This is a genomic window from Raoultella sp. (genome assembly GCF_039594335.1).
Taxonomy (GTDB): Bacteria; Pseudomonadota; Gammaproteobacteria; order Enterobacterales; family Enterobacteriaceae; genus Klebsiella.
Genome location: NZ_JBCNNS010000167.1, coordinates 1 through 7,733 on the forward strand (window position 1 = coordinate 1; position 7,733 = coordinate 7,733).

Below are 7,733 nucleotides of genomic sequence, written 5' to 3' on the forward strand. Positions count from 1 at the left end.
CGTACGGGTGGCCGAGCACGCGGCCCACGTCGCGAATAACCGCTTTCGCCGCCATCGTACCGAAGGTGATGATTTGCGATACCGCATCGCGACCGTACATATCCGCCACATGCTCGATAACCTGATCACGCTTCTCCATGCAGAAGTCGACGTCAAAGTCGGGCATTGATACACGTTCAGGGTTCAGGAAACGTTCGAACAGCAGATCGAATTCCAGTGGATCCAGGTCAGTGATTTTTAAGGCGTAGGCGACTAATGACCCGGCACCGGAACCACGTCCCGGCCCTACCGGTACGCCGTTATCCTTGGACCACTGGATAAACTCCATGACGATCAGGAAGTAGCCGGGGAAGCCCATCTGGTTAATCACCTGAAGCTCGATATCCAGACGTTCATCGTATTCAGGCCGGCGTTTAGCCCGCTCTTCAGGATCAGGGAACAGGAAAGCCAGACGCTCTTCCAGGCCCTCTTTTGATTTTTTAACCAGATAATCTTCCGTCGTCATATCCCCGGTCGGGAACTGCGGCAGGAAGTATTCGCCAAGGCGCACGGTGACGTTGCAGCGTTTGGCGATTTCGACGCTATTTGCCAGCGCCTCCGGAATATCAGAGAACAGCTCGCACATTTCATCTTCGCTGCGCATATATTGCTGCGGCGAGTATTTACGCGGGCGCTTCGGATCGTCCAGGGTAAAACCGTCATGAATCGCGACACGGATCTCATGCGCATCGAAGTCACTGGTTTCCAGAAAACGCACATCATTGGTAGCCACGACCGGTAAACCGCGCTCTTCAGCCAGTTGCACGGCGGCGTGTAAATAGGCCTCTTCATCGGCGCGGCCGGTGCGGATCAGCTCCAGATAATAGCGATCCGCGAAATGTTGCTGATAGAAAGAGAGGCATTGATCGACCAGCGCCATATTGCCACGCGTCAGGCTGACGCCAACATCGCCTTTACGTGCGCCGGAAAGCAGGATCAGCCCTTCCTGATGTTCGGCCAGCCAGTCCCGGTCAATCCACGGCCCCAGCGCACCGTAGCCGCGTTGATAGGCGCGTGAAATCAGCAGCGTCAGATTTTGATAGCCGACATTGTTGGCTGCCAGAACCGTGAGTTCGGTGAACTCATCGCCCATCAGTTCGCTCTGGACGTGAAAATCCGCGCCGACGATGGGCTTCAGGCCTGCGCCATGTCCCGCTCCGTAGAACTTCACCAGCCCGCACAGGTTAGTAAAATCGGTGATCGCCAGCGCAGGCATGCCAAGCGAGGCCGCCTTTTTCACCAGCGGCCCGGTTTTTGCCAGCCCATCGATCATGGAATAGTCGCTATGCACCCGCAGGTGGACGAAACGTGGTTCAGACATCTTCAGATTCCGGTTTACTTATTTCTCGACACAAGAATCAGGACGCAAGGCCCAGCGCGCGTTTTACCGGGCCAAAACTACGCCGATGATGCTCGGTTGCGCCATGTTCGATCAGTTTTTCCAGATGGAAAGCTGTAGGGTAGCCTTTATGCTGCGCAAAGCCATATTGAGGAAATTCAAGATCCAGCTTAGCCATTTCCGCATCGCGCGCGACTTTAGCCAGAATAGACGCTGCGCTGATTTCTGCCACCCGGCTATCGCCTTTGACCACCGCCTGTGAGGGCACTGGCAGCGGCGGGCAGCGGTTGCCATCAATCAGCACAAACTCCGGCACAACCGGAAGGGCCGCAACAGCGCGCTGCATCGCCAGCATGGTCGCATGCAGAATGTTCAGCTCGTCTATTTCATGCGGTTCCGCGCGGCCGAAACTCCAGGCTAACGCTTTCTCTTTGATTTCATCGAACAGCGCCAGACGACGCTTTTCGCTTAATTTTTTAGAGTCATTGAGACCCACAATTGGCCGCGCCGGGTCAAGGATCACCGCGGCGGTCACGACCGCGCCAACCAGAGGTCCGCGACCGACTTCGTCCACGCCGGCGACCAGGTGAGTATGCGGATACACAAACTCAATCATTTTGCTAACTCCAGCACTGCGTCCGCCGCCTGCTCATCCGCATTGCAGCGAATTTGTTGATGCAGCGCGCGGAAAGTGTCATGCATTTCATGGCTGGTTTTACCCTCGGTCAGCAGCGGGCGCAGCGCATCCGCAAGCGACCCGGGCTGGCACTCATCCTGCAGCAGCTCTTTGACCAGCGCGCGGCCAGCCAGCAGGTTCGGTAACGAAACGTAGTCAGTTTTCACCAGTCGTTTCGCCAGCCAGAAAGTAAACGGCTTCATACGATAGCCAACCACCATCGGACACTTGGCCAACATGCACTCCAGCGCCGCGGTTCCGGAAGCCAGCAGGGCCGCATCGCTGGCGATCATCGCATCGCGCGCCTGGCCATCCAGCAGATGTACCGTCAGTTCCGGCGCCGTTTCTGCTTTAATACGTTCGAACTGCTCCCGCCTTCTGGCATTCACCAGCGGCACCAGGACCTGCAGGTCGGGATAATCTTTGCGCAGAATTTGCGCGGTTTTCAGAAAGTCAGCGCTGAGCATTTCGACTTCAGCGCCGCGACTCCCCGGCAGCAGCGCCAGGCAGTGCACATCCCGGGCAATGCCCAGACGATCCCGCGCGGCGCCTTTATCCGGATCCAACGGCATTGCATCCGCCATGGTATGACCGATAAAGCGGCAGGGAACGTTAAATTTGTCGTAAAACGCTTTTTCGAAAGGCAGAAATGCCAGCACCAGATTCGTCGATCTGCCGATTTTGAAAACGCGTTTTTGCCGCCAGGCCCATACGGAGGGACTGACATAATGAATGGTCTTAATACCCTGCTTTTTCAGGTTGCCTTCCAGCGTAATATTGAAATCCGGAGCGTCAATACCGACGAAAACATCGGGACGTAATTCGCTGAAGCGGCGGGTAAGATCGGCCCGGATATGCAGCAGGCGACGCAGACGACCGAGCACTTCGACAATGCCCATCACCGCCAGCTCTTCCATCTCATACCAGGCCTCACAGCCTTCAGCCTGCATCAACGGTCCTGCCACGCCGACAAAGCGAGCATCGGGAATACGTGCTTTAAGGGCGCGGATCAGACCTGCACCAAGAATATCGCCGGAGGTTTCTCCGGCGACCAGGGCAATCGTCAGGGGACGTTGTGCAGACATTAACGAATCAGACCGCGCGTGGAGCGGGCGAAGAAATCGACAAATGGCTGAACTTCAGGGTACTGAGCCGCCAGCTCGGCGATTTCCGGTTTCGCTTCATCCAGCGTTTTCCCGCTGCGGTACAGCAGTTTGTACGCATTGCGAATGGCGGTGATGGCTTCGCGGCTAAAGCCACGACGCTTCAGACCTTCAATATTGACGCCATATGGCGTCGCGTGATTGCCCTGAGCAATCACGAACGGCGGGACATCCTGTGCGACGCCGGAGCAGCCGCCAACCATGACGTGCGCGCCAATGATGCAGAACTGATGGACTGCCGTCATGCCGCCGATGATGACGAAATCATCCAGTGAGACATGTCCGGCGAGCGTGGCATTGTTGGCCAGAATACAGCGGTTACCGACCGTACAATCGTGTGCAACATGTGCGTTGATCATCAGCAAGTTATCGCTGCCCACCTTCGTCAATCCACCGCCCTGTACTGTGCCACGATGAATGGTGACGCTTTCGCGGATGCGGTTGCGGTCGCCAATTTCCACACGCGTCGGTTCACCAGCGTATTTCAGGTCCTGGTTAACTTCACCGATGGAAGCGAACTGATAGATCTCGTTATCACGACCAATTTTGGTATGGCCGTTCACGACAACATGAGACTTCAGTACGGTACCTTCGCCAATTACGACGTTAGCACCAACAATACAAAACGGGCCAATGTGGGCGTTAGCACCGATAATGGCGCCGTCTTCCACGATGGCAGTCGGATGAATAAAGGCGGTTTTATCAATCACGTATCAGGCCTCCCGGCTACGCGCACACATCATCGTTGCTTCGCAAACCACTTTGCCATCAACCAACGCGACGCCTTTAAAACGAGTCAGGCCGCGACGGGTTTTCTCGAAAGTGACTTCCATAATCATCTGATCGCCTGGCACTACCGGACGTTTGAAACGCGCTTCATCAATCCCGGCGAAGTAATAAAGTTCACCCGGCTCGAGCTTACCTACGCTTTTGAATGCCAGAATACCGGTGGCTTGCGCCATCGCTTCCAGAATCAGCACGCCCGGTAAAATCGGTTTACCAGGGAAGTGCCCCTGGAAAAACGGCTCGTTAACAGAAACATTTTTAACTGCGCGCAGAAAACGACCTTCTTCAAAATCCAGCACCCGATCTACCAGCAGGAACGGGTAGCGGTGAGGGAGAAGTTCCAGAATCTCTTCAATGTGCAGAGTATGAGTTTCAGTAGTCAAAATACTCTTCCTGTCTAAATATACTAAAAGGCAATAATAACACGGCCTGCGGCAATCTTATGAATGCAACAGGCCGAAAATTTTTACACTTCATCTCTCAGGCAGCGTCTTTGTCTACGGCGGTTGCCGCCCGGATGCTGCTTTGCATGATTTTGTGTGTCAACTGATGCGCTAATCTTGTTGATTAACCTTACGCTCAATCGATTTGAGGCGTTTGTTTATCTCATCAATATTCATCACCAGCGCCGCGGTTTTACGCCACACCTTATTCGGTTGCAGCGGAATACCAGAAGAATAGACGCCAGGCTCGGTGATAGGACGCATGACCATTCCCATACCCGTGACGGTGACTTTGTCGCAAATTTCCATATGTCCGTTAATCACGCTGGCTCCGCCAATCATGCAGTAACGGCCAATTTTCAGGCTGCCTGCCATGATAACGCCACCCGCAACGGCAGTATTGTCACCAATCACAACGTTATGCGCAATCTGACACTGGTTATCAATGATAACGCCATTGCCGATCACGGTATCATCCAGCGCACCACGATCAATGGTTGTGCAGGCGCCGATCTCTACGCGATCGCCAATAATGACGCGACCCAGTTGCGGGATCTTCACCCAGTTGCCGCGATCGTTGGCATAGCCGAAACCGTCGGCACCGATCACGGTGCTGGACTGAATCAGGCAATTCTCACCGATCTCAATCTCGTGGTAAACGGTGACGTTGGCCCACAAACGGGAACCAGCACCAATTTTTGTTTTTTTCCCAACGAAGCACCCGGCGCCAATCACCACATTATCAGCAAGCACAACATCAGATTCGATCACGGCGTTAGGGCCAATCGAGACGTTTTTACCCAGCTTCGCCGTGGCATCAATCACCGCGCTCGGGGCGATATCCTGCGCCGGCTGCGGCGTGGTATCCAGAATTTGAGCCATACGCGCATAGGTCAGGTAGGGATTACGCACTACCAGTGCTGCGCTGTGGGCAAAAGGTAAATCATCCTGCGTCATGACAACGGCAGATGCCTGGCAAGCGGCCAGGTGCTCACGGTACTTAGGATTGACCATGAACGTAATATGACCCGCTTTTGCAGTCTGCATGGACGCAACATCGGTGATGACGATATCGCCATCACCGTGTAATTCTGCATCCAACTGCTGTGCTAGATCAGCCAGTCGAATAGAAGGCATTACTTAGTTAACCTGTTTCAGCACATCAGCGGTGATGTCTTTTACATCGCTGCTGTTGTATGCAACGGCATTAGAATCAACAACCAGGTCGATGCTCTGGCTGCTCGCTACGCTTTTCACAGCAGTCTGGATACGGGTAACCAGTTTGCCGCGCTCTTCGTTGGAGCGACGAGCACGATCCTGCTCAAAAGACTGTGCCTTCTGAGAGAAGGTCTGGCGCTGAGCCATTACGTCTTTTTCCAGCTTGGTACGGTCGGCACCCGGTTTCATGGACTGCAGACGCTGCATTTTGGACTGCAGATCGCCTTCCATACGCTGCAGCTCGCTCGCGCGGCCCTTGAACTCGTTTTCCAGCGTGTTCGAAACGCCTGTTTTCTGGGCAACCTGCTGGAACAAGCTGTTCATGTTAACCATCGCAATTTTATCTGCCGCCTGAGCGGAAGTTACCATTGCTAAACCCAGACCTGCAGCTAATAACCACTTTTTCACAATTAACTCCTTACCATCCCATGAGTACCCAGGGGTACCGTTATTTGCGTGGCCAGGCGATAACCGTGATTATCGCCTAAAGTCAGCGCTATACTGCACTTACATTCCATTGCTGCCCGCAATTACCAGGTTTTACCAATGTTAAACTGGAACTGCTCGGCCTTGTCTCCTTCGTACTTTTTATACGGTTGGGCGTAGGAGAATACCAACGGCCCCAACGGAGACATCCACTGCACCGCAATACCGGCGGACATACGGATGTTGCTCGGATCACCGTAATCCGGATAACCCGCGTAAGCGCTCGAATCCCAATGCGTATCCCACGCGGTCCCCATATCCCAGAACAAGGAGGTACGGACCGAGTTAGCATATTTATCGCTGATAAACGGCGTCGGCGTAATCAGCTCCAGGCTGGCAACGGCCATGGCGTTACCGCCCACCGCATCATCGGATTTACACGGTGCAGATTCAGTGCTCTTACAGTTACTGTCGTAGCTATTATCGCCATCGTGGCGGCTGCTGGCCGGGAAATAAACCGCTTTCGGACCAATGGTGTTCGACTGGAACCCGCGCACGGTGCTTGAACCACCGGCATAGAAGTTCTCGTAGAACGGCATCTCTTTGCCACCAATACCGTCGCCATAACCGAAGCGAGTACGTCCCAGAACCACCCACTTATGATCGTTATCGATCGGTACGTAGGTCGCCGTATCCAGCGTAGCTTTGTAGTATTCGTTATCAGAACCTGGAATGGTCACTTTACCATTCAGGTTGACACGAGAACCTTCTGTCGGGAAGAAGCCGCGGTCAAGCTTGTTATAGGTCCAACCGTAGTTGAAGGTGAAGTCGTTGGCACTAAATGAGTTTTTATCATCGGTATTTTCCGGATATTGACCCATTGAGTTCAGATAACGCCACATCGCCACCTGCGGCTGCATATTGGACAGGGAGTTATGTACATAACCTAAGCCCGCGCGCAGCGTATTGTATTCGTTGATCGGGAAGCCCAGCGTAACGTCCGTACCATAGCTTTTATTGGTATAGTCAGACAGATCCGCGTCGTTCGCATCGAAGTCGTTATAGAAAATACGACCACCGAGGCTCACGCCGTCAACGGTGAAATACGGGTTAGTGACCGACAGTTCAGTATAGGTCTGATAATCGTTTTTAGTGCCGTTAATTCCGACGGAATAGCCGGTACCCAGCCAGTTGTCCTGCTGAACGCCGGCCTGGAAGCTGACGCCACTTTCCGTACCGTAGCCGATACCAAAGTTGAAGCTACCGGTGTTACGTTCTTTGACTTTATAGACCACATCGACCTGATCCGGGCTGCCCGGTACGCGCTGCGTATCGGTATCTACCGTTTCAAAATAGCCTAAACGGTTGAGACGATCTTTACCCTGGTCGACCAGGTCACTGCCCAGCCATGCCCCTTCCATCTGACGCATTTCGCGACGCAGGACGGAGTCTTTGGAGGTATCGTTGCCCTCGAAGCGAATTTTACGCACGTAGTAGCGGTTGCCGGCATCGACATTGACGTGCAGTTTCACGGTCTTATCGCTATCGTTAATTTCCGGCTGAGACTGGACGCGCGGATAGGCATAGCCATAGCGACCGAGGAGTTTCTTAATATCATTCTCCATTTTGGTCACTTTGGCGCC

The 7,733-nt window shown here is 53.9% G+C and carries 8 protein-coding genes; all 8 read right to left on the minus strand.

The features are described 5' to 3' along the window. Positions 1-1,360: DNA polymerase III subunit alpha (gene dnaE / locus ACZAHD_RS20105; RefSeq protein WP_462458327.1), on the minus strand; the 1,360-nt coding region annotated here is incomplete at its 3' end. A 37-nt stretch (positions 1,361-1,397) separates the two neighbouring features. After that, positions 1,398-1,994, minus strand: coding sequence for a ribonuclease HII (gene rnhB / locus ACZAHD_RS20110; RefSeq protein WP_462458328.1), 597 nt, complete (start codon positions 1,992-1,994; stop codon positions 1,398-1,400). Then, the gene (lpxB, locus tag ACZAHD_RS20115; protein ID WP_462458329.1) at positions 1,991-3,139 is read right to left on the minus strand and encodes a lipid-A-disaccharide synthase; all 1,149 of its coding nucleotides are present in this window, start codon (positions 3,137-3,139) and stop codon (positions 1,991-1,993) included. Before lpxB ends, rnhB begins: the two co-directional genes overlap by 4 nt. Then, positions 3,139-3,927, minus strand: coding sequence for an acyl-ACP--UDP-N-acetylglucosamine O-acyltransferase (gene lpxA, locus ACZAHD_RS20120; protein ID WP_462458330.1), 789 nt, complete (start codon positions 3,925-3,927; stop codon positions 3,139-3,141). The genes lpxB and lpxA overlap by 1 nt, the downstream gene beginning before the upstream one ends. Positions 3,928-3,930: 3 nt before the next feature. Next, on the minus strand, positions 3,931-4,386 hold the full coding sequence (fabZ, locus tag ACZAHD_RS20125; RefSeq protein ID WP_004858132.1) for a 3-hydroxyacyl-ACP dehydratase FabZ: 456 nt from the start codon (positions 4,384-4,386) through the stop codon (positions 3,931-3,933). Positions 4,387-4,557: 171 nt separating this feature from the next. Beyond that, complete coding sequence (gene lpxD / locus ACZAHD_RS20130; RefSeq protein ID WP_462458331.1) at positions 4,558-5,583, minus strand: UDP-3-O-(3-hydroxymyristoyl)glucosamine N-acyltransferase; 1,026 nt, start codon at positions 5,581-5,583, stop codon at positions 4,558-4,560. A 3-nt stretch (positions 5,584-5,586) separates the two neighbouring features. Further along, the gene (gene skp, locus ACZAHD_RS20135) at positions 5,587-6,072 is read right to left on the minus strand and encodes a molecular chaperone Skp (protein ID WP_100682493.1); all 486 of its coding nucleotides are present in this window, start codon (positions 6,070-6,072) and stop codon (positions 5,587-5,589) included. Positions 6,073-6,194: 122 nt separating this feature from the next. Beyond that, a partial coding sequence (bamA, locus tag ACZAHD_RS20140; RefSeq protein ID WP_462458332.1) for an outer membrane protein assembly factor BamA occupies positions 6,195-7,733 on the minus strand: 1,539 nt, incomplete at its 5' end.